This window comes from Paraburkholderia sp. CNPSo 3272, from assembly GCF_024206495.1.
Lineage (GTDB): Bacteria > Pseudomonadota > Gammaproteobacteria > Burkholderiales > Burkholderiaceae > Paraburkholderia.
The window spans coordinates 1-21,434 of the sequence record NZ_JAMBPQ010000070.1 but is presented as its reverse complement, the minus strand read 5'-3'; the positions used below and the strand labels follow the sequence as shown (position 1 = coordinate 21,434).

Sequence of the window (21,434 nt, the reverse complement as noted above, 5' to 3'; positions counted from 1 at the left end):
GTCTCGCAGAGGGAACTGCCTCGACAACGCGGCCATTGAGAGCTTCTTCGGTACGCTCAAGTCAGAGTTCTACTACCTCAATGAGTTCCGAGACGTCGAGGAGTTACGAACTGGCATCGACAGGTACATCAGGTACTACAATCACGACCGGATCAAGATCAAATTGCAGGGATTCAGCCCGGTCGAGTACCGAGCTCAATTTGCGAAGGCATAGTTCGTCCACCGTCCAACTTCTGGGGTTCAGTTCATATGGCAGTGCACCCACTCCATCGGATCGGCTGCAGTGAATGGCAGTGCTCCTGTGAGCATCTGGTAGAGAGTGACGCCGAGCGCATACAGATCGCTGCGAGCGTCGATTGAGCGGTTCATACGCCCGGTCTGTTCGGGGGCCATGTAGGCGAGCGTACCGGCGAGGGTCTCGGGCGGCTCGGGTGCCTGTCGCTCGCGGCGAAGCTGCGAAGCGATGCCAAAGCCGGTCAACCGCGGCTGTCCGTCCGTGCAGTTCACCAGGATGTGGCCTGGCTTCAGGTCCTTGTGGACCAGGCCGCGCTGGTGAAGCTTACTCAGCGCTGCGGCGATTCCGATGGCGAGGCGCACCGCGCTGCCCACCGCCATCGGCGCGCCAACCAGCCGCTCCAACGGCTCACCACCCGGATCTTCGAGCACCAGCAGCGTCCTGCTGCCTTCATGCACCAACTCCAGCGGCCGCACTGCCCAGGCGCTGTCGAATTCGTCTTTCAATTCGAATTCGTGAGCAAGCCGATCGAGGCTGGCACGTGAGGGCTGCTCAACGGCGGGGCACGCAATGAGAAGCGTCTCGTCGAGGCCATCTACCACCCGTCGTGTGCGGCTGAATGTGCGCTCGCCATCGTCCCACAAGGTCTGCAGGCCGCTAAACATCTTGTCGCAATCATGGGTAGCCATTTGCCGCCCCCGCCAATTCGTCGGAATAGATTCAACGATTCATAGAGACGGAGCCCGCTCTTTTATGCTGAATTGGTCAGGCCCGCGCAGATCGCCTGCGCGACACGATACGCACCGGAATCCAGCGGCCGAGGTACGCGAGAAACTGCGGAGAGCCTTTACGAGCAGTGCCAGTTTTGCGCTGGTCGGTGAAATCGCAAATCGAAGTGTCGCCACCGTATTTTAGTCATGCCGCGTCAATGACCGCGCTTTGCAACTTCTTTTAACCACCGCACTCCGGCTCAAGCGTGGGAGTCATCGCGGAGCGCCGGCCGTAGTGCAAGAAGGTCTTCAGCGGCTCGCAATCGCCATGCGACCGCGCCCATTTCTTCCCCGAGATCGATCGCATCCAGTAGCAACCGTTCAGCCCGCCTGCGTGTACCTTGCAACAAGCGGATCGCAGCTTCCACACGCAGCAGTTCGGGCAGGCACCACCGCTCGTGCTGCGCCGCGGCGCGTGCGAGGGCTGCTTCGATCATCGCCAGAGCTTCTTGAACTCTGCCTCCCCGCGCCAGCCCATCCGCGAGCATACTCATGTAAATCGGTGCGCGGATGGCAGAGCCTTCAACAAGTAGGTCACTGATCGCCTGATCCAGCAAGCCGATCCCGTTTTGTTGTCCGCGCTGAATCATCAACGCGCTTCGCAAGCAACGACTCGACTGTGCCCAAAGCGTAAGTCTGGCACGCTCGAACTGTTGCTGTAGCAAGCTGATATAGCGCTCGGCATCGTCAATTCGTCCGCTCCAGAGCGCAATCGGACACGCCGTGAGCGACAACACGTTGCATACCGAAAGCGCGTGTCCAGACGCGAGTGCCTCCTGGACGGTATTCTCCGCCAGTTCAGTCGCCTTCTCAGACTCCCCGGTCAACCATAGGACCATTGCGAGCGTGGTCCGCGTTGCTACGGCGCGATTGATCTGGAAGTGGGCATGGCGCATGCGTTTGCCTGTCAAATACAAGGTCGACAGACGCTCTAGCCGCGCCTTCGCAGCCGAGAGCTGGCCGAGGTACATCTCGGCCGCGGCCAGTAGCCGTTCACCGTCCGGGGCCGCAGACTGGTCGCTTAGCATCCGGCAGAGTTCGCCAAAGAAGTGCAGCCGATGCGCCGCATCCGTCGGTCGACCGATGTGAATATCGTATACCGCACGTCCCCAGTGAGCCTTCAGCCGGCATTCGACTTCGCCGGAGCGATCGGCTAACGACAAGGCGAGATTCCAGGCGCCATCCGCCTCCTTCGTCAAGCCGCGCGCGTGCATAAGCGAACTCGCCAGCGCGAGTTGCAGCCGCACTTCGGCACCGATGTCAGTCAAGCCGGCGGCGCGCCCCTCGGCCAGCGCGCGCGACAGGTGCGCGATGCTCTCGTCGAGGAGCGAGAAATGCTCCCACATAGGTATTGCCGCTACCGTGATCCGAACGCCCAGCACGACTGATCCGTCGCTCCCGAACGCCCACGTCAGAGCACTGCGCACGTCGGCAATCCGGCCCGAGGAATTCGCTACCCGAACCTGCGCAATGTCGTCTTCCCAGTCGCTCTGTAAGCGTTCCAGCAATACGCAAATATGCTCCGCATGACGATGTCGGACCTGGTTACAGAGCGGGTCTTCGAGGAGCCGGTCGGCCGCAAACGCACGGGTACTATCAAGCAGGCGATAGTGCAGTGCATCCTCCCCTGAGTCAGCAGACAACAAAGACTTCGACATCAAAGCTACGGTTCCTTCTAGTGCCGCACTGGAAGGAACACCGGCTGCAGACGCGACAGCGACGGCGTCGTCGACGGTAAATGCGCCCGAGTAGACGGCCAGCGCGCGCAGGATGGCTGCTTCGTGCGCAGGGAGAAGTCCGTAGCTCCATTCAAGTGTCGCGCGAAGTGCCCTGTGACGCGCAGGCATCTTGTCAGTGCCCCGGTCCAACAGATCGAACCTGTTGCCGAGCAGACTCAGCAGTTTCGCTGGCGTGTATGCATCCATCCGTGCAGCGGCGAGTTCAATCGCGAGGGGTATGCCATCGAGCCTGCGACAAATATCGATGATGGTCGGCAAATCGGAATCGACGAGCTCGTAGCCGGACGCTTCAGCCGCGCGAGTCACAAACAGGTCGACAGCAGAGAAACTGAGGGCTGTGGCCGCGTCTCTCGTTTCCACACCGTTCGCTGGAAACTCAAGCGGATCGATCCTGAGCACCTGCTCCCGCAGGAGACGCAGGGGTTCACGGCTGGTAATCAGGAATTTTGCATTCGGGAGGCCCGCAGCGAGCCTTTCTGCCGCTGCAGCGACGGCGGGAATCAGGTGCTCACAATTATCGAGCACGAGCAGTTTCGACTGGTCTTTGATCGACCGTATTGCTGCATCAAGCAGATCCTCACTATCCGAGCGAATACCGAGTTCGGACGCGATAGCCGATGCAAGGAACTGGGAATCGTTGACAGTCACCAGGTCGACGAAGGAAATGCCGTCGGAAAAATGATCGGCCAGACACTGGGCAGCTGCGATCGCCACCGAAGTTTTCCCGACGCCCCCTGCGCCCACTATCGTCAGGAAGCCGCTTTTGTTGATGCCGTTACATACGGCAATGACCTCCTTTGCGCGCCCGATCAATTGACTCGCGCTCGGGAGTGGCATATACGGCGTCACCGACCTGAAGGTGATGGTGTCGACGTGCTCTCGCCGCACCGGTTCCGTGAAGCGATAGCCGCGTACAGGGACGTTGGTGATATAGCTCTGCCGCCGGTCATATTTTTCAAGCACGCGACGCAGATGCGCGATATTGACCTTCAGATTGCTTTCATCGACGATTGTGGTCGGCCAGGCTGCGGCTATCAATTCTTCTCGGGTGACAAGCGCACCCGCTTTTTCGACAAGCAAAGAAAGAATTGACAGTGCCCTGCTTCCGACGTGGACGGGTGTTCCGGCATAAAAAAGAAGTTGTCGATCTTTCAGTAGCTCGAAAGCACCAAATCGATAGACCGTATCGCCGCCCATGTTCGATATACCTCGCACTCGCTGGACCCATGCTCGACGTGCGAAACAACGCGCCGAAATGCGTTCTTCGATACGGACGTTTGTACCAACGGACGCTGGTTATGTTTAGGCCTGGTTCCGTCGGCGTCTGGTTTCCCTTAGTTTAACCAAAGCAACCAGATGGTGCGACCGAGTACGCCGTGGACAGGGCGAGTCCGCGCCAGCGACTGTTCCGAGATTCGCGCGCATGACGCCTTTGGGCGTTCAAGCGGTAGCCGAAAGCACTCGGCACGCATAGCACGACACTCCACGCCATTCGAGGCAGAAGCTGCATGCTCTCCATTACCCGATTTGATCAGACGAATGAACTACTGCCTTCATCTTAGTCGGGCTTGCCGGACGGCCCGTCTGCGACGAGCCGTTGGTCTCAGGGCTGCAGCCGCAGTTTTAGTCTGTATGACTCCCGTGAGGCAAAGGCTGGCCTACCGTGAGGAATCAAACGCGGTTTAGGCATTGCTGCCGGAGCCGCCAACGATGCAAACGGCACAGCAACGACAGCGACCGCGCAAACTGAGTTGACTAAGGTATTTGTAGTGATCTAGCTCAACTCTAGTAACTCCTGCTGACTCAGCTTAGCTTTTCGCGGGCAACCATACAGGAGCTGTTCATTCGTCAATATGGATTTCGGTGAGGCGCTCGCCGTCAGTTAAGGTATCTGTTGCGGTTTTTCACGCCCTTGGCGCACGCTCCTTTCCGACCAGGTCGCTCCCGTCTTCGGGTCACGATATCTTGCCGGTACGACGCCTCCTCGTGCGGACGTCGCGCGGCCGCCGCCTCGACATTCGAAGATATCCCGCTCGGTAAACGCATAATCAGCTACCTTGGCCCTGATGTCCGCACGCACTTCCACAAATTCTGCCGCCCGAGCCGCCGCCCGCTTGCGCGGCGACAATCATTTTGACCGGCGTGTTGCCTCACGGGATGATGTTACTCCCGGGTAGTTGTCACTCTCCGGTTGTTTTGCGATGAAGGCTGTTGCTGCGTAGCAGCGCCAGCCTTCATCGCGTCGGCGCCGCCGAGTGTCATGATCACCAGTTCCCTAGCGCGGTTCGATCGCCATGCCTTCACGCGGCGCTGCAGGGTGCGCAACTGCGCGCCGGAATACATCGCCGGTGCGATGGCGACGAGACGCTCGTGTAGCTTCTTGGCCGTGATGCCGGGCTCGGATTGAAGCCATTGCTGTATTGTCGGCCAAGTGTGCTCCCAACGGATCTTCCCGGTTGTGCCAGGTAGGGGGACGCGCGCCTTTCGGTGATGCGTCGGTCTTACTTCGCCGTCCTGCCAAGCTGTCCCGAGGCTCGCCAGGAAATCCGCGAGGGGAACGCGAGCAGGTGTTTTTGCCGCAGTCGGCGCCGTGCCGGATTCGCTGCATTGCGCGACGTGCTGCTGTGCTTCGCACATTCGACGCAGGAAGTTCAGTGGGTCGAGCGCCCGAAACCAGATACCGATCGCGCCCGCAGCGAAAATCGTAGTGCCAAACGTCGCGCCCGCTCGAACGGATGGGCGCGGCTCATGCCCGTCCAGCACGCAGCCACCAGTGCCGCGACGAGTAGCGGGAGTCGAATCGGGGTGACAGCCAACAGGCAGCACGAAGGCAACAAGTTCGAAGCCGTGAGCCATATCGTATGGAATGCTGTTCTAACTGCCGCCACAAACATAGCGGCGCCCCACGTCGTCGCGCAAAACCCCTGCACCGCAAACGGGGACCATCGACCACCTTTTTCTGGCCGCTGCACGCCCCGAAAGCGTTGAGAAGCCTTTAGCATTGCCATGTCATGGACCGCGCTCGAGGTTTCCTCAAAGAACCGACGCGTAACACCATGGTAAAGATACGTATTCCTATCTAAACCGTAGGAACGTACCCCGCGTCGCCCCGACGTTCTCCCCGCGGTGCATAGCTGCCCTCTTGGGTGAACTCGTGCGCCCCGAAGGTCAGACAGCGAGCTTCCGGTGTCGGGCCATCAAGAGACACCCACCATGCAGCTTCGAACGACCGGAGCGCTGCCGAGTCCGGTCATTCGATGGAGATGCGCTACTGTGCTCCGGCCTCCTGCCCTGAGCTACCGCAAACGAACGGCTTTGCGCTGTTGATCTCCTCATCGGTCACGTTAATGCCCCTCATTTTGAGACAGACGAGGAGTTCGTGATCGAATTGTGGCGAATGGCAGAATTCGGAAATCACTTCGTGGCCAGCATCTTGCAGCTGGTTGGAATGCAGATCAATTGACTGACAAATAGAGTGCGGATTCTGCCGCTCTGAAATTCAAAGCGGCCAAGAGAACGAGGCACTTCCTTCACTAGCGCATGGACGCTGAAGATGAACCTGGAATTCGGTTTCAGACTTGATTAGTGGCCATTGCGAACGCACATTCGCCCTGACGAGGAGCTGACGGCGTGCACGTGCGAAACTTACCACTTTCGAACATCATTCAGACATTGCGGAACGCTACGCAAAGGATAATCTGAGTGGATCGCTCCACTTTTTAGCGCTTAGTGACTGCTCGAAATTCCGAGCTTTCAGCTTGTATATAAAGCCATCCAAAAGGGGGTGCAGGAAGCGGGTGGTATTGAGCGTTGGATGGCAGAATCTGCCCTGTTTTTGTCAGAGCGTTCCCCTTCGGAATCTGCAATAGTTGCTTTGTATGCCTGAATGTCAAGGCGCTATGACCCCAACTAGGGAGACTTAGATATGTTGTTCACGCATCGCAACCCCGAGATGGAACTTGACCACAAGCGCACGGCGCTCGTGCTGGTCGACATGCAAAACGAGTTTTTTGAAGAAAAGACCGGGACCTACTACGAGCTGATCGCGGACTCGCTGAAAGAACGGAACGTGATCTCACACACGGAACAGCTTCTCAAAACTGCACAAGAGTTGGGCTACTACATCCTTCACTCCCCCCACTGGTACTACCCAACAGATCTTCAATGGGTGGTTCCCGGTGGCGCTATCGCGCATTACCTCGGAGGGATCGGTTTCTGCGGGCGCAAGGACCCGGTGGACCTGGAGGGCTTTGCTCACTCGCGGGCGGACTATTACGAGCCGTTCAAGAAGTATCTGATGGACGGACGCACCTGCAACACATCTCCGCACAAGCACTTTGGAACTATGGCGAATGACATGGTCAAGCAGCTCCGGATGCGCAAAGTGGAGAAAGTCATCATGGCTGGTCCGGCGGCGAATATCTGCCTCGAATCTCACATGCGTGACCTCATCGAAGCTGGTTTTGAGGTTGCAATGGTACGCGACGCGGTAGCGGGACCGAAGAACGAGGAAGGCGACGGCTATGTGGCTGCCATGGTCAATTGGCGCTTCATGGCGAACGGTCTCTGGACGACTGAGGAAGCAGTGAACAAGATGAAGGCTGCTGCGACAGCCGCTTAGCTTTGCGCTTGTGGCGGGCGGCGCTGTGGGCAAGTCCGCTTCAACCAACCTGAGGAATAAAGAACTTTGAGTGATATCCAGAAAGTTGTCGTTGTGACGGGATCATCCCACGGGATCGGTGCGGCGTTTGTGAACGCTTATCGCGAGCGTGGGTGGCGAGTCGTCGGGAATGCACGCACCATTGCGGAATCGAATGATCCTGACTACATCACCGTCCCTGGTGGTATCGGCAATCCTGAAATTGCACGGAAAGTCATCCATACCGCGCTCGACCGCTTCGGTCGCGTGGATACCTTAATCAACAACGCAGGAATCTGGCGTCCGGGAAGAATCGAAGATATCTCGGAAGAGACTTACCGCCAAGTAATGCGGACTAATCTCGACAGCGTCTTTTTCGCAACGCAAGCTGCAGTCCCGGCGATGAAGAAGCAAGGAGGTGGCCATATCGTCCAGATTTCGACCAGCCTCGTCGAGCATGCCCTGCAAACAGTTCCGGCGGTTGTTGCTTCACTCTCAAAGGGTGCCTGCGTTGCTGCTACGCGTGGTCTGGCCATGGAATTGGCCTCGAGCAACATCCGCGTGAACGCAATCTCGCTCGGCATCGTGATCACGCCGCTTCACGATGGATCAAATCCGGAGGACCTGAAGTCGTTCTCCCCTTTGAACCGTAACGGCAAGATCGAAGACGTCGTTCGCGCGATGAACTACCTCGAAGATGCCGACTACGTCACTGGCGAAATCCACTATGTCGACGGCGGTCGCACTGCCGGCCACTAGCCCGAAGCGTGCGAAGGCGCCCCCGCGCGCCTTCGACGCGACGCCTTCAAGCGACAGCGTTCATGGCGCGGCACTACATGAGAGGAATTTTCGATGAAAGCACTTCAACTCACCGCTTACGGCGATCCCAAAAACGTGATCAAGCTGGTCGAGCAGCCAGAATTCGGCGCATTGGCAGCCGATGAGTGGATTATCGACATGGAAGCCGCGCCGGTCTCGCCGACCGATCAGTACATCATTGCGGGCATCTATGGCGAACTGCCCCACTCCCTCACGGTTTAGGATGCGAGGGCGTCGGGCGCGTGTCCGCAGTAGGAAGCAGCGTTACACACGTCAAGGTGGGCGATCGAGTCATCGCGCCCATGCTTCAGAACACAACCTGGTCAACCCGCATCAAGACCAAGGAGACGTGGCAGCGGGCTCTGCCCGAAGGTGACCTTTGCCAGATGGCTCAAATCGGTATGAACCCCATTACTGCCTTTCTGATCGCAGGCAAATCGCTGCACGGCTTCTGGATTGTCAATTGGCTAAAAGTTCCTGGAAACCGGGAACGGCTCACCGCCGCTTTCGAAGAGATCGCACCGCTCGTGGCATCTGGCAAGGTCGTCATTGAGCGTCTTTCTATGAAACTGCAACGTCTTCCAATTCAGCTGATTGAAACCCGATATGCCGAGCCATGCCAAACCTTCGACGATAGTCTTTCGGCGTCGTCGTGAGTTGTTGACTGAATGCTCTGCGAAGTGACAGTTCGTCGCGGAAGCCGGTCAGTCTTGCGATCGCCTTCACCGGCAGATCGTCGGTCGTAAGGTACACACAAGCTGCCTCTACTCGAATCTTTTGAACCCAACGTGCCGGAGTCGTCTTGAAGTGCAACGCAAACTGGCGAGCGAACGTTCGTGGTGTCATGGCGACCGCCTTTGCCATCGTGTTGACATCCAGTTTTTGCGTTAGGCGTGATTGTGCCCATGCGGGCAGGTCGCGAAGACGTGTACCGCTGACGTCAGCCTGTTGGGCAAGAAGCGTGCTGTACTGCGATTCATGACTACGGCGGCGGACGTAGAGAACCATCGTATGAGCGATTGCAGCAACCTGTTGGCGTCCGAGATCTTCTTCAACGATAGAGAGTGCTAAATCTATCCCTGCCGTTACCCCGGCCGTTGAATAGACTTTCCCGTCTTTGTGAAAAATCTTGTCCTTATCGACTTTCAGTTTCGGGAAAAGCTGGGCAAGCTTTGCTGCGTGATGCCAATGGGTAGTCACACGCTTCCCGTCAAGTAGGCCTGTGGGAGCCAAAACAAACGCCCCGGTACAGACAGAAACGAGACGGCGTGTTTGGGGTGCACGTCTACGCATCCATTGAATCAAGTCCGGCGAAACCTCAGCAAATGCACTGAGACCTCCGACGACCACAAGTGTGTCAATTGGACCTGTGTAATCCGAGTAGGGGATGCAGTCAGCAAGCGTGATTCCACCTGAACCCTGGACGACTTTGGTCGGTTGAGTCCAGAGGATCTTGGTCGCGTACACAGACTTCCCATCAACTCGCGGGTAGGAGAAGACCGTAGAAATGGAAACCAAGTTGATCAGATCAGCGGGTGATCCAACCAGAAATGCGACTACCTTCGTGCCAGTGGGCATAGCGTTACCTCAGACCAGCGCGCATAGTTTCATGCATAGCGCGTCGCGGTTTTTTAACTTTCGGGGTGTAGTAGGGCACAGGATCTGAAGCCTCAATGACAGGCCGCTTTTGGGCGACAGATTTTTCGGATAAGCGGTGAATGCCTTTAGCCTTGCAGGGCGCAGCGTATCGCCCCTGCTGTGCGAGGCGCTCCCCCAGCTCAGCCAGGAGCGCGCGCCATCGGCATGGACCTGCAAGGCGCGATCGTTAGTCTGGACGGCGTCTACGACTGGCGGGCCAACCGCAAGGCGATTTTCAATCGCGGCATGGTTCCCATGCATCAGAGAAGCCGCGTGGACGCGAAAGCACAAAGCACTGTCGTAAGCGATGCTTCGATCCGGCGATCTTTGAAGAACGCTTTCGCACCATTGAGCGCGTGTTCTCCTGGGAAGATAAATCTCACCGTCTGCTGCTGCGCTTCAAACGCATCAGTGGCGTGCACTACGCCTTCAAGACGCTTGCCTATACGATGATCACCCTGCGCCACTACTGCTGAGCGCCATAGCAGGGACACGCAGTTCATCAATGGCGCAGAGCGTCATGAATAGTCACGACGAATCCACTCGCTTTCCTGAGTGAAATATCCAGTTGAACAACCCAATAACCGCCGTTTACCGCAACTATCCATCCTGCTTCGCAGGTTCGTGAGTACCGCAGGTATCCTGCAATGCCGCACAGCCACGAAACTGGCAACCAGTTGCTTGTGCGTTCCGTAGTGAAAGAAGTTCGAGCGGACGTCGACGATCGAACCTTCCCGATACGTCTCTCGCTCATCGCTTGATCACTCCGACGAAAAGGTTCTGGATTTCGGAGTACGGCAACGGATCGCTAGCGAGCGTTTCGGAACGGCCGTCGTTCAGAAAGTTCTGCGCGAGGGCCTTCGCCTTGCCGAGCACGACCTGCGAGATGCCGCTGCCCGCGCTCAACCGGCGCACGCCAAGCTTGCCGAGCGTCGCTGCATCGGCGAGTCCTGGCACGGCCATGACGTTAAGAGGCAGACGCGTTGCGCCCGCAATCGTTTCGATTTCGGATGACTGCACGAGGGCCGGCAGGAAAAGTCCATCCGCACCGGCCGATGCATATAGATTGTCGCGAGCAATCGACTCTTGCGGCTGCTTCGACTTTTCAGCGAGGCCCGCAAGAAAGACGTCGGAGCGTGCGTTGACGAAGAGATCCGAACCCGACCTCACCAGCGCATTCTTGATCGCCTCGATCTTCAGGGCGAGAAGCGATGCAGGGTCTGAGCCGTCTTCGATATTGATGCCGGCGATGCCGAGATCCACCAGTTGCATGACATGGTCCGCAACGGTCTTTGGGTCGTCGGAATAGCCATTCTCGATATCGATCGACAAAGGCACATTCAGCACGCGGACGATACGCCGAACAGAAGCGACGACCTCATCGAAAGGCAGTACGCGGCCGTCCGGATAGCCCAATGCCCACGCAAAGCCGGCGCTTGTCGTGGCGATGGCGGGTGCACCCAGCGATTCAATGAGACGTGCACTTCCGGCGTCCCACGCGTTCGGCAAGCGGAGCGGGACCGAATTGTCGTGCAACCGACGAAATGTATTTACGTTAGACATTGCTTTTTCCTCGAATGGAAATGAAAACTCAAGCCGCTACGGCGCATTTTGCTGTTTTTGCAAACGATGCGATGCGGCGCGTCGCGAGCCAAGAGACAAGGATCGCGATGACCACGGGAATGCTGGAGAGGTAGCCAAGGTTATGGCTGCCGATGACCGGGATCACAGCAGCACCGAGAGCGCCAGCAATGGACACACCCACATAAGTCACTGAAGTGTTGAGACCGACCAGTACAGCCGTCATCGGAGGATTCAGGCTTGCGAGGCGGAACTGTTGTGGCACCAGCACACCCCATGCACAGGCGCCCCAGATCGTCACCGCAATCGCTGCACTCCAAAGATGTGCGCCAGTGATCGGCATGGTGAGGATGACGATTGCCACGATGGAGAGTTTGATCAGAACCACTTTGTGCGAACCGATCTTGTCGAGGATCCGTCCAGTCAGCAGATTCGAGAAGGTTCCTGCCAGTCCCCATAGAACAAGCAATCCACCCAGTACCAGGGCGCTGTGGCCGATCGCACGATCGAACACAACCGAGAAGTAGCTAAAGATGATGAACGTGCCGATCTGTGCAAGCACAGTCGTCGTGAGCGTAAGTCCGACGCGGGAATCGGTGAGGGGAGATAGGCGTTCGCGCAGCGAAATGGCGGGCGGCAACGGTACGTCAGGCAGGAACGCAAGAATGCCGGCGAACGCGGCTGCGCCAAGTGCGGCAACGAGCACCAGCGTCCAGTGCCAGCTCGCGAGCCCGCCGATCACGGCACCGATGGGCGAGCCCAGCGCGGTAGCGGTTGTTAACCCCGCCACGATGATGGACAACGCGTACCCGCGACGCTCCGGCGGCACCAGTGACGCGCCCGTTCCGCTGGCAGTCGGAGAAAACATCGCTGCACCAAGACCTGCGAAAGCGCGGGTGGCCAACGCGATGGCGAGATTCGGCGCCACGATGGTGCCGAGATTGGCGATGACAAACAATCCGATGCCGCTGAGCAGCAGACGCTTGCGTGCAACGTTCGCAGCAAGCGCTGCGAGGGTCGGACCGAGCAGGGCATAGCTCAGCGCGTAGACGCTGATCAGCTGGCCCGCAGCGCCGATGCTGACGCCAAACGAATGCGCGATTTCAGGCAGGATGCCAGCGAAGACGAAGCTGTCGGTGCCCAACGCGAACATACCGAGTGAGAGTGTTAGAAGGCGGCGATCCATGTCGGCCTCTCCAGAAAGATTGCGAATTAAGTCTCGTGACGAAACTATAGGGAACCCGACTGCATCGCACTACGAGTCGAAAGCAGGAAGCTGTTCCCCATAAACCAGTTAAGTCGTGCTTCGGAGTCAGTTTGTCCGCGCGACCTGCTGATGCGGAGCGTCCCATCCCCCGCCAAGCGAACGGAACGTTCTAACTGCGGCGCGGGCGGCGTCGGCCCTCGTTGCATCGAGATCGTCGCGTGACACGAGAAGTTGCCGGTCGGCGTCGAGCACGTCAGTGAGCGTGATCGATCCCGCGCGATACGCTTTCTCTGAAAGGTCGCGCGCCTTCGTCAATGCGGCGACTTCCTGTTGGATTTCCTGCGCACGAATCTCGGTTTGCGAGAGCGTCATCAACGCGTCTTCGACGTCTTCGGTCGCTTTGAGAGCAGCCTCCCGATACTGCGCCAATGCCTCCGCATACGATCCGCGCGCACTCTTGACCTCGGCATCTACCTTGCCAAAATCGAATAGACGCCATTGCAGCGCACCTGTCCCGATTGGCTGGAACGACTTCGCGCTCAGGAAGTGGCTGGCTGAGATACTGTCGAATCCCAGTGCGCCAGCGAGGGAAATCTTCGGGTAGTAATCGGCAAGTGCGGCGCCGATCGCTTCGTTGGACGCCGCCAGGTGGCGTTCGGCAGCAATGATGTCAGGGCGGCGCCGCAAGACGTCGACGGGCTGATCCGCGCTGCCGATGGCAGGCACGTCCGGAATGACGCCCGCATTCGTGCCGAGTTCTGCCGCATAGGTCCCCGGCTGGACGCCCATCAGCACATCGAGCCGGTTCAATTGCGCTTCGAGCGACACGCGCAAGCTCGGAACGGTGGCGCGTGCCTGACGCAGCAAGGCTTCAGCCTGCGCCACTTCGCGTTCGTCCGATGCACCGGCCTGCTTGCGCGCTTTCACGAGTTCCAGCAGGCGCGCATCAGTATCCACCTGGTCCTGCGTGACGGCCAGCCGCGCCTGCAGCCCTCTGATTTGCAGATATGCGTCGGCAGCATCGGCAGCAACCGTCACGCGCGTGCCGAGTTGAGCGGCCTCGGCGGCCTGCTCTTCGTCGGTGGCGGCCGCGTGTGCACGCCGCAGACCGCCGGCCAGATCGATTTCCCAACTTGCCGTCGCACCGGCGACATATTCCTTCTGGTCGCGGCTGTAGTTGGGAAACGCGCTTGCTATCGTGCCAAGAGGACTCTGCGTGCTCTGGTGCACTGCCGTGTACGACGCATTGGCATCGACCGTCGGAAGCAGGCGGGCGCCAGCCGCCTGGGCCGCCGCGCGCGACTGTGCAACCCGTGCGATCGCAGCCTGGAGACTCAGGTTTTGATCCAGCGCCCGTTGTACCACCTTGACCAGTTCGGGGTCGTTGAACCCGGTCCACCAGCTATCGAGACTCGGGGCCGGCAACGTCGTTTGCCGGTCCGCGACGACCTTAGCGTTGTGAAACGGCGCCATCTGCGTGTCGGGCGCAACATAGTCCGGGCCGACGGCGCAGGCCGCAAGCAAGGCGCTGACGATCAGACTACCTGCGATCGCTTTCGAAGTTCTGGATACGAAGCCGTTCATTTCACTTCTCCACTACCGAGTTGCCGCACGGCAAGCGCGCCCTTGATGCCGAGCTTGCGAACGAAGGCGTAAAACGCCGGGGTGAATGCCAGCCCGAACAGCGTCACGCCGAGCATCCCGAAGAACACCGTCGTGCCAAGTGATTGCCGCATTTCTGAGCCGGCGCCGCTCGCAATGGCGAGGGGCGCCACACCCGCGATAAAGGCGAATGACGTCATCAGGATGGGCCGCAACCGCACATGTGCCGCATGGGTGGCAGCGTCTTCGGCATCGACGCCGTCTTCGTCCTGCCGTTGTCTTGCGAACTCGACGATCAGAATGGCGTTCTTCGCGGCCAGTCCAACGAGCACCACAAACCCAATCTGCGCAAGAATGTCGATCGGCATGCCGCGCACGTTCAGACCGATCGCTGCGGCGAACAGACACATCGGCACGATTAGCACGATCGCGAGAGGCGTCTTCCAGCTTTCATACTGCGCAGCAAGCACGAGGAACACGAACAGTGCCGAGGCAGCAAAGATCACGAGCGGCGACATGGTCTGCTCTTTCTGCTGGTGAGCGAGATCGGTCCATTCGTATGTGATGCCGTTCGGAAGCACCTGCGCTGCGAGTTTTTCCATGTGCTGGATGGCGTCGCCCGACGAATATCCGGGACCGGCTGCACCCATGATTTCCGCTGCGGGATACATGTTGTAGCGCGGCACGCGATACGGCTGGGTCGTGTTTTTGAACGTCGCTACGCTGCTGATCGGCACCATGTCACCCGTCGAATTGCGCACCTTGAGCCGTCCGATGTCTTCTGGTGTCCGGCGGAATGCTTCATCGCCCTGAACGCGTACCTGGTACGTGCGGCCCATGAAGTTGAAGTCGTTCACGTACTGCGAGCCAAGGTAGAGATCCATCGTGGAGAACACATCGGTGGGCGTGAGCCCGATCTTTTCCGCCTTCAGGCGGTCGATGTCCGCATAGACTGACGGCGCGCCCGCGTTGTAAAGCGTGAAGACACCACCGAATACCTTGTCCTTGTTGGCTGCCGCCACGAGCGCACGTGACGCGTCGGCGAGCGCCTGCGGGCCGAGTCCGCCACGGTCTTCCAGCATCAGCTTGAAGCCGCCTGCCGCGCCCAGCCCTTGCACGGGCGGCGGATTGATCACGACGACCACCGCGTCCTTTACACCCGCGACACGCTTGCGGAGTTCGACCAGCATCGACGCCGCATTGACGCCGGGGACATGCTTGCCATACAGCGAAGGCAGCCCGTAGAAAAGCGTGCCGACGTTGGGCGCAATCGTGCCCGTCGTGACGTCGAGGCCCGACACAGGGGACGTGTGTGTTACGCCCTTGAGTCCGGGCGTATCGAGCACGATGTCGTTGATTTCACGAATCACCTTGTCGGTGCGTTCGAGACTGGCGCCCGGAGGAAGGAACGCAATTACCGCCTGATAGCCGATGTCCTGTTCCGGAATGAAGCCGGTCGGCATTCTCGACATCTGCAACGCAGTTGCTCCAATCAGGCCCGCGTAGACGATCAGCATCACGGTGGTCGCGCGAACGGCGCGGCCCGTCATCTTTCCGTAGCGCGACGACAGCCATTCGAACGACGCATTGAACCGGCCGAAAATCGCGTGATGGAGGCGCCCCAGCGCGGTCGATCCGCCGTGGGACTTTTCCATCTCGTGCGGCTTGAGCAGCACCGCACACAGAGCCGGGCTCAGCGTCAGCGAGACGAAGCACGAAATGACGGTGGACGCGGCGATCGTAATCGCGAACTGCTTGAAGAACAGCCCCGAGATGCCGGACATTAACGCAGTGGGCCCAAACACCGCACACAATGTGAGGGCGATGGCGATAATGGCCGTCGAAACCTCGTTCATCGTCCGATGAGCGGCTTCTTTCGGCGACATGCCGAGCGCCATGTTCCGTTCGACGTTCTCGACCACGACGATCGCATCGTCCACGACAATCCCGACGGCCAGAACGAGTCCGAACAACGAAAGGTTATTGATGGACGCGCCGAACAGCGAAAGGATCGCGAACGTACCGACCAGCGACACCGGAATCGCGACAACCGGGATGATCGTGGCGCGCCAGTTCTGCAGGAACAGATACACGACACCAACCACCAGCAGAATCGCAATGCCGATGGTTTTCGCGACCTCTTCGATCGACTGGGAAACGAAGGTAGTCGGGTCGTAGATCTTGATGTAGTCGACGCCGGGCGGGAAGCTCTTCTTCAGCTCGGCCATTTTGGCCCACACGTCGCGCTCGACCTGCACCACGTTTGCATCGGGCGTGGCAATGACGAACCATGGCGTGGCGGCATACCTGTCAGCGTAAGCCTTGGAGCCGTAGTCCACCGAGCCAAGCTCGACACGGCCGATATCGCGAATGCGCGTCACACGTCCCTGCGCATCGGACTTGACGACGACGTCGCCAAACTGTTCGGGTGTCGTCAGACGGCCAAGCGCGTCGATATTGATCTGATAGGCACCTGTGCCATTGTTCGATACAGGCGGCTGGTTGAGCACACCTGCCGAGACGGCGGCGTTCTGCGCGCGAAGCGCTGCCAGTATTTCATTCGCGCTGATGTTGTACGACGCGGCCTTGTCCGGATCGATCCAGATGCGCATCGCGTACTGCCGTTCGCCGAACAACTGAAAGTCCGACACGCCCGGCAAACGCGCGATCTGATCGCGAACCTTGAGCATGTAGTTCGACAGGTATTCGGGACTGCGGGAGCCATCGGGCGAATAGACATGAACGCCGAGCAGCAGCGCCTGGATAGTCTTTTTCACCTGCACGCCCTGCAATTGCACTTCGGCGGGCAGGCGCGACAGCGTGTCTTCCACACGGCTGCGTGTCAGCAAGAGCGCGGTGTTCGGGTCCGTGCCGACCTTGAAGATCACGGTGATCGTCAACTGACCATTGCTGGTCGATTGGCTCGAGATGTAATCCATGTTCTCGACGCCATTGACGGACTGCTCGAGCGGCGTTGCAACCGTGCGCGCAATCGTATCCGCCGACGCGCCGGGATACGAGGTCGTGATCTGAATGGTCGTGGGAACGATGTTCGGATACTGGGCCACCGGCAGCTTCATCATGGTTGCCAGGCCGATGAGCAAAGCGAATATGTTGAGCACCGCCGCAAAGCGCGGGTGCTCGATAAAAAAGTGAGTCAGTTTCATGATTTGGCTCCTTCGTCGCCGTGTTCCGCCGAGAACAGGATCACCCCCGCGTGCGGCGAAATCTTCGAACCGGGGCGCACCGACGGAATACCGTCGATCACGATGCGGTCAGTCGGGGCGAGTCCAGATCGGATGACTCGCAGTCCGCCGCGAAGCTCGCCAACCTCGACCGTTCTGGGCGTGGCCACGTTGTCGTCTCCCACGACGTACACCATGTGGTCGGTTTGATCCTGGAGAACGGCGGCATCGGGGACGAGCAGGGCCGGTCGCGGTGCAGTCGTTGCCAGCCGCAGGCGCGCGAAGCCACCGGGCGTCAACGACAGGTCGCTATTGGGGATGGTTGCGCGCGCATGGATGGTTCCGCTCGAACGGTCGAGCGTGTTGTCGATAAAGTTGAGCGTGCCTGTGCGTACATATCCACTGTCGCCTGTCGGCGAAATATTCACTGCGTCTGCCAACGGTCCTTTGCGGTTTTCACGCGAGTGCTGGAAAGCGGCGTAGTCGTTTTCGCTGATGTCGAAATCCAGATAGATCGGGTCCAACGAAACGATCGTCGCAAGCAGCGTCGTGGGGCCGCTGCCGGCGCGGCTGCCGGATACCAGATTGCCCGTCGAAACGAGGTGTGTACCGATGCGGCCGGTGAAGGGTGCAGTAATCTTGCAGCGATCCAGGTCGAACCTGGCGTCGCGAACCAGAGCATTGGCGTTGTCGACAGCCGCTTGAGCAGCGCGTTGTTCCGCGACCTTCTGGTCGACGTTCTCGACCGTTCCCGCCTCCGAGCGCTGCAGTTCCTGCGCGCGGGCAAGCTCTCGCGTGGCGAGCGCCAGCCGGGCATTCGCGGATTCGAATCCCGCCGTCGCCTGGCTCAACTTGATCTGATACGGTTCCGGGTCGATCTCGAAGAGCACGTCGCCTTTATGCACGATGTCGCCATCCTTGAAATTGATCTGCGTGAGCGTGCCCCCGACCTGAGCGCGCAATTCGACACGGTTCACGGCAGAGAACTGGCCGAGGAACCCGAGCCGGCCTTCGATGTCGCGCTGCAATGGCGCGCTAATGGCAACCGACGGAGGCGGCGGTGCGGCAACAGGGGCTGCACTCGACCAGTGCATGTGAGCCGCCGTCGCCGCCACGGCGACGATCACAGCGGCTGCAACACCTTTGCCGACCCATCGAACGGAGCCGGACGTCTCCGGGTTGGCTGGAGTCGCGACCCCCACCTCGGCCTGATCAATACGGTTATTCATGGCATTCCTAAGTATGTTGACAGGCTGTACGACCTAGAGTCATGTCCAGCTCGCCCGTTGGATGATCAACCTTTGCTTTCTCGTATGAAGAAAGCGGGTTAGTCCAGAACCAGGCCGTGATCGCGGGAGACCTCCCCGTGAACGACTACCGGCTAAGTTTCGTGACGCAACTATAGGCCACACGGTTGCGTCACACTACTGGCCGAAACCGGGGAACTGTTCCCCGCAATCTGGTTAAGTTGCGTGACGAAACCTGGGCTACGATACGTTCCATCATGTATAGAAAACGCTTCGATGGAATGGACTGTTCGATCGCTCGCGCCCTCGACGAGGTGGGCGAGTGGTGGACGCTTCTGATCGTTCGCGAGTGCACGCAAGGCAGCAGGCGCTTCGACGAATTTCAGAGCGGGCTGGGTATCGCCCGCAATGTCCTCGCGGCGCGGCTGGAACGTTTGATCGAGCTGGATATTCTCGAACGCTTCCCGATCGCAGAACGCGCCAATACGTTCGGTTACCGATTGACCGCAAAAGGGGCGGATTTATATCCAGTGCTGGTCGCGCTCATGCAATGGGGCGACAGGTGGCTAAGGCCGGACGGCAAGCCGCCCATCACGTTGGTGGACCATGCGAGCGGGAAACCCGTGCAGGCCGTCGGAGTCCGCACGTCGGACGGGCAGGCGTTGAGCTATCGGGACGTTCGGTTCGCCGCCGGTCCCGGTGCGAAGAAAACGACGCGGGACGTGATCGAGAGCCGGAACGATCGGGTGCTCGGTGATCAGAGCGACGAGTCGTGAGCCTGGAGGGCAACGAAGCAACGACACCGCGCTAGTGCCGCTTCTGCTTGCCGAATCTGGATAGCGATTGTCTGAGCTTCGGCGCCGCAAAGTCGATGAAATGCCGCAGTTTAATGGCCATGAGATTTCTGGACACATGAACCAGATGGACGGGCACCGGGTCGATCTCGAACTGCGGCAGGAGTATCTCCAGTTGCCCGTTCCGGAGTGCTTCATCGGCATCGTGCTCGAAGACGTAGGTTATGCCGGCGTTGTCCACGGCGGCGCTGACGGCAGCGTCGGGCGTCGTGACTTCGAGCCGGGGTTTCACGCCGAGCACATAAATCTTGCTCGTCGTGGGAAGGCGGAAGCGCCACGGCGATAGATAAGGGCTATTGAAGACGACGCATGAATATTTGACGAGATCGCCCGGTTCGCGCGGCGGCGTATGGCTGGCAAGAAAGGCCGGGCTCGCGCAGACGATCGGCCGCAACGAACCGATGCGCGTGGCGATCATGCTGCTATCTGCGAGTTCTCCGATCCGCAAGGCGAGATCGGCGTGCGAATCGATGAGATCGATGTTTCGGTCGGAGAGAAGGAGCCGAACGGTGATGTCGGGATACTGCGCGAGGAACTGATTGATAACGGGCAAAACATGCAGACGCCCAAGCTGCACGGGTGCCGTTACGACCAGTTCACCTTTGGCTGTGGCGAACTCGCCCGTCGCCTCGTGTTCCTGTTCACGCACGAGGTCGAGAATGCGCCGGGCCGCCGCGACGTACGACATGCCCGCGTCGGTCAACGTCAGTTTGCGGGTGGTTCGGATGAGCAACCGGGTTCCGAGCAACTCCTCGAGATCCGCTACCTTGCGAGTGAGCGTGCTGACTGGGATTTTCAGTTCGCGTGCTGCCGCCGACAGGCTTCCCCTGTCCACGGCGGTCAGCAGCATTTCCATGGCTTCTAGTCGGTCCAATGCGTTCGCTCATGTGCGATCAGGTCGCAATATTGTATGGGAAGTCCTTCGCAAGTGCCGTACCGAAGCATGACTTGACGAAAACAACATTTCTGGAGATTCAGATGTATGCACAAGCTATCGCGCAATGCGTGCAAGCAGTAAAAACAATGGAGACTTATCTCGACAAAGCCGAGCGCTTCGCGATTGCGAAGAACTTCGACGTTGCCGTACTCTTGTCGACCCGTCTCGCTCCCGACATGGGCGGGCTGCTCTATCAGATACAAAGCGCATGCGACTATCTGAAGGGCGGAGCCGCCTGGCTTTCAGGACAGCAGCCGCCGCGACATGAAGACAATGAGCAGACGCTTGATGAAGCACGTGCACGCATCCGCAAGACGATCGACTTTGCTGAAAGCGTGGCGGTAGACCGGTACGCTGACGCCGCCAGTCAGATCGTAAAAGTATCCTGGGTGCCGGGTAAGCTGACTGGTGAAAACTATCTGCTGCAGATCGTGATTCCGAACATCTACTTCCACGTAGCCATGGCTTACGCGATCTTGCGCACGAATGGCGTAGACCTCAAGAAGTTGGATTTCATTGGCCCGGTCAATGCCTTCGATGCCTGATTCGTGGGCAGCCCGAGTCGTTGCTAAAGGGCGAACCGGAGAAAGCTGACGTTTTCGTCGAACACGATCTGTCGACGATGCATTTCGATGCGCGACCGCCTCGCGATCGAAAGCAGACATTGACTCGCAGAAGATGCAGTGGACTAGACTAAATCTGACAGTGGTTGGTTTCTCATGCTGGTGCGCATTGGCGCGGAGGGCGTAGCCCGTAGCGACAATGCGCGCCGCGAACAGCAAGGAGTCCGCCATGACTCAGGAGCAGAAGGTAATTCGTGCCAAGGTCGGCATACTTGAGTTGGCCCGGCAACTCGGCAACGTCAGCCAGGCCTGTCGCGTGATGGGTTACTCGCGCGACAGCTTCTACCGATTTAAGGAACTGTACGATCGAGGCGGTGAGGCTGCGCTGCAGGAGATTTCTCACCACCGGCCGTTGCTC

Annotated in this window: 17 protein-coding genes and 2 pseudogenes; 8 read left to right on the top strand and 11 right to left on the bottom strand. The window is 59.1% G+C overall.

Annotation, left to right across the window (positions count from 1 at the left end):
* A partial coding sequence (locus M3I53_RS36960; protein ID WP_254320160.1) for an IS3 family transposase occupies nucleotides 1–214 on the top strand: 214 nt, incomplete at its 5' end.
* A 32-nt stretch (nucleotides 215–246) separates the two neighbouring features.
* Here M3I53_RS36960 and M3I53_RS36955 read toward each other — a convergent pair.
* From M3I53_RS36955 to M3I53_RS36940, 4 genes and pseudogenes are all read right to left on the bottom strand, one after another.
* Nucleotides 247–900: pseudogene (locus tag M3I53_RS36955) on the bottom strand (serine/threonine protein kinase); the annotation flags it as partial.
* Between the two features lie 305 nt (nucleotides 901–1,205).
* The gene (locus tag M3I53_RS36950; protein WP_254320682.1) at nucleotides 1,206–3,941 is read right to left on the bottom strand and encodes a winged helix-turn-helix domain-containing protein; all 2,736 of its coding nucleotides are present in this window, start codon (nucleotides 3,939–3,941) and stop codon (nucleotides 1,206–1,208) included.
* A 681-nt stretch (nucleotides 3,942–4,622) separates the two neighbouring features.
* Nucleotides 4,623–4,872 (bottom strand): annotated as a pseudogene (locus tag M3I53_RS36945) (H-NS histone family protein).
* Nucleotides 4,873–4,907: 35 nt separating this feature from the next.
* Nucleotides 4,908–5,600 (bottom strand): hypothetical protein, encoded by a 693-nt coding sequence (locus M3I53_RS36940; protein ID WP_254320681.1) that lies wholly within the window; start codon nucleotides 5,598–5,600, stop codon nucleotides 4,908–4,910.
* Between the two features lie 1,069 nt (nucleotides 5,601–6,669).
* On the opposite strand from M3I53_RS36940, the gene M3I53_RS36935 reads away from it, so the two are divergent.
* From M3I53_RS36935 to M3I53_RS36920, 4 genes are all read left to right on the top strand, one after another.
* On the top strand, nucleotides 6,670–7,365 hold the full coding sequence (locus M3I53_RS36935) for an isochorismatase family cysteine hydrolase (protein ID WP_069266541.1): 696 nt from the start codon (nucleotides 6,670–6,672) through the stop codon (nucleotides 7,363–7,365).
* 66 nt (nucleotides 7,366–7,431) lie between these two features.
* Entirely contained in the window at nucleotides 7,432–8,142 is a 711-nt protein-coding gene (locus M3I53_RS36930; protein WP_254320680.1) for an SDR family NAD(P)-dependent oxidoreductase, read from the top strand.
* Nucleotides 8,143–8,235: 93 nt separating this feature from the next.
* A complete protein-coding gene (locus tag M3I53_RS36925; RefSeq protein ID WP_254320679.1) occupies nucleotides 8,236–8,424 on the top strand; it encodes a hypothetical protein in 189 nt (62 codons plus the stop codon).
* Nucleotides 8,425–8,444: 20 nt separating this feature from the next.
* Nucleotides 8,445–8,858: a hypothetical protein gene (locus tag M3I53_RS36920; protein ID WP_375542635.1), complete on the top strand. Its 414-nt coding sequence runs from the start codon at nucleotides 8,445–8,447 to the stop codon at nucleotides 8,856–8,858.
* On the opposite strand, the gene M3I53_RS36915 is transcribed toward M3I53_RS36920, so the two are convergent.
* From M3I53_RS36915 to M3I53_RS36890, 6 genes are all read right to left on the bottom strand, one after another.
* Nucleotides 8,764–9,780, bottom strand: a complete 1,017-nt coding sequence (locus tag M3I53_RS36915) for a GlxA family transcriptional regulator (RefSeq protein ID WP_254320678.1) — start codon at nucleotides 9,778–9,780, stop codon at nucleotides 8,764–8,766. The two genes, M3I53_RS36920 and M3I53_RS36915, sit on opposite strands and share 95 nt — an antisense overlap.
* 810 nt (nucleotides 9,781–10,590) lie before the next feature.
* Complete coding sequence (locus M3I53_RS36910; protein WP_254320677.1) at nucleotides 10,591–11,403, bottom strand: isocitrate lyase/phosphoenolpyruvate mutase family protein; 813 nt, start codon at nucleotides 11,401–11,403, stop codon at nucleotides 10,591–10,593.
* 28 nt (nucleotides 11,404–11,431) lie between these two features.
* Nucleotides 11,432–12,607 carry an MFS transporter gene (locus tag M3I53_RS36905; protein ID WP_254320676.1) on the bottom strand — a complete coding sequence of 392 codons (1,176 nt, stop codon included), beginning with the start codon at nucleotides 12,605–12,607 and terminating at the stop codon, nucleotides 11,432–11,434.
* 126 nt (nucleotides 12,608–12,733) lie between these two features.
* On the bottom strand, nucleotides 12,734–14,212 hold the full coding sequence (locus M3I53_RS36900; protein WP_254320675.1) for an efflux transporter outer membrane subunit: 1,479 nt from the start codon (nucleotides 14,210–14,212) through the stop codon (nucleotides 12,734–12,736).
* Entirely contained in the window at nucleotides 14,209–17,397 is a 3,189-nt protein-coding gene (locus M3I53_RS36895) for an efflux RND transporter permease subunit (RefSeq protein ID WP_254320674.1), read from the bottom strand. The genes M3I53_RS36900 and M3I53_RS36895 overlap by 4 nt, the downstream gene beginning before the upstream one ends.
* Nucleotides 17,394–18,644, bottom strand: coding sequence for an efflux RND transporter periplasmic adaptor subunit (locus tag M3I53_RS36890; protein ID WP_254320673.1), 1,251 nt, complete (start codon nucleotides 18,642–18,644; stop codon nucleotides 17,394–17,396). The genes M3I53_RS36895 and M3I53_RS36890 overlap by 4 nt, the downstream gene beginning before the upstream one ends.
* Before the next feature lie 275 nt (nucleotides 18,645–18,919).
* Here M3I53_RS36890 and M3I53_RS36885 point away from each other — a divergent pair, with 275 nt between their 5' ends.
* Nucleotides 18,920–19,438 carry a helix-turn-helix domain-containing protein gene (locus M3I53_RS36885; protein ID WP_254320672.1) on the top strand — a complete coding sequence of 173 codons (519 nt, stop codon included), beginning with the start codon at nucleotides 18,920–18,922 and terminating at the stop codon, nucleotides 19,436–19,438.
* A gap of 31 nt (nucleotides 19,439–19,469) precedes the next feature.
* Here the strand turns inward: M3I53_RS36885 and M3I53_RS36880 are convergent, their stop codons facing one another.
* Nucleotides 19,470–20,372 carry a LysR family transcriptional regulator gene (locus tag M3I53_RS36880; protein ID WP_302058003.1) on the bottom strand — a complete coding sequence of 301 codons (903 nt, stop codon included), beginning with the start codon at nucleotides 20,370–20,372 and terminating at the stop codon, nucleotides 19,470–19,472.
* A 122-nt stretch (nucleotides 20,373–20,494) separates the two neighbouring features.
* Here M3I53_RS36880 and M3I53_RS36875 point away from each other — a divergent pair, with 122 nt between their 5' ends.
* A complete protein-coding gene (locus M3I53_RS36875) occupies nucleotides 20,495–20,998 on the top strand; it encodes a DUF1993 family protein (RefSeq protein ID WP_254320671.1) in 504 nt (167 codons plus the stop codon).
* A gap of 247 nt (nucleotides 20,999–21,245) precedes the next feature.
* Nucleotides 21,246–21,434, top strand: a 189-nt coding sequence (locus M3I53_RS36870; RefSeq protein WP_254320670.1) for a helix-turn-helix domain-containing protein, incomplete at its 3' end; no start/stop codon positions are given.

What these genes read in the sequence shown, in the direction of transcription:
- M3I53_RS36900 (WP_254320675.1), bottom strand. Translation starts at nt 14,212, where the DNA reads ATGAACGGCTTCGTATCCAGAACTTCGAAAGCGATCGCAGGTAGTCTG.
- M3I53_RS36940 (WP_254320681.1), bottom strand. Translation starts at nt 5,600, where the DNA reads ATGGCTCACGGCTTCGAACTTGTTGCCTTCGTGCTGCCTGTTGGCTGT.
- M3I53_RS36910 (WP_254320677.1), bottom strand. Translation starts at nt 11,403, where the DNA reads ATGTCTAACGTAAATACATTTCGTCGGTTGCACGACAATTCGGTCCCG.
- M3I53_RS36890 (WP_254320673.1), bottom strand. Translation starts at nt 18,644, where the DNA reads ATGAATAACCGTATTGATCAGGCCGAGGTGGGGGTCGCGACTCCAGCC.
- M3I53_RS36880 (WP_302058003.1), bottom strand. Translation starts at nt 20,372, where the DNA reads ATGGAAATGCTGCTGACCGCCGTGGACAGGGGAAGCCTGTCGGCGGCA.
- M3I53_RS36875 (WP_254320671.1), top strand. Translation starts at nt 20,495, where the DNA reads ATGTATGCACAAGCTATCGCGCAATGCGTGCAAGCAGTAAAAACAATG.
- M3I53_RS36895 (WP_254320674.1), bottom strand. Translation starts at nt 17,397, where the DNA reads ATGAAACTGACTCACTTTTTTATCGAGCACCCGCGCTTTGCGGCGGTG.
- M3I53_RS36905 (WP_254320676.1), bottom strand. Translation starts at nt 12,607, where the DNA reads ATGGATCGCCGCCTTCTAACACTCTCACTCGGTATGTTCGCGTTGGGC.
- M3I53_RS36915 (WP_254320678.1), bottom strand. Translation starts at nt 9,780, where the DNA reads ATGCCCACTGGCACGAAGGTAGTCGCATTTCTGGTTGGATCACCCGCT.
- M3I53_RS36950 (WP_254320682.1), bottom strand. Translation starts at nt 3,941, where the DNA reads ATGGGCGGCGATACGGTCTATCGATTTGGTGCTTTCGAGCTACTGAAA.
- M3I53_RS36885 (WP_254320672.1), top strand. Translation starts at nt 18,920, where the DNA reads ATGTATAGAAAACGCTTCGATGGAATGGACTGTTCGATCGCTCGCGCC.
- M3I53_RS36925 (WP_254320679.1), top strand. Translation starts at nt 8,236, where the DNA reads ATGAAAGCACTTCAACTCACCGCTTACGGCGATCCCAAAAACGTGATC.
- M3I53_RS36935 (WP_069266541.1), top strand. Translation starts at nt 6,670, where the DNA reads ATGTTGTTCACGCATCGCAACCCCGAGATGGAACTTGACCACAAGCGC.